The 337-nt window shown below is 59.3% G+C and carries 1 pseudogene; it reads left to right on the plus strand.

Annotated features, from left to right (window positions below):
• Positions 1-107: 107 nt before the first annotated feature.
• A pseudogene (locus Q4563_RS17790) lies at positions 108-337 on the plus strand (thiamine-phosphate kinase); the annotation flags it as partial.

A 337-nucleotide genomic window follows, 5' to 3' on the forward strand; every position in this document is an offset into this window, starting at 1 on the left:
GGCCACAAGTACATCAATGGCGTCCTCGACAAGCTGGCCCAGCGCGAACGGGGCGTTGAAATCCGAGGTGCCCGTGGTGGCGCCCAACGGCGAGACAACCAGGAGCAGTGAGCAGACAACAGCCCGGCAGTTCTGAATTTGAACTGATACAGCGCTGTTTTACTCAGGGGTATCCGACAGATGCGACCACTCTGCTTGGTATAGGTGACGATGCCAGCGTCATTGCTCCGCCAGCCGATCAGCATCTGGCGCAAAGCCTGGATACCCAGGTTGCCGATGTTCACTTCCCCGCCAATGCCCCTGCTCATTTGATTGCCCAGCGCGCCTTGCGCTGTGC

The sequence above is a fragment of the Gilvimarinus sp. 1_MG-2023 genome (assembly GCF_030548285.1).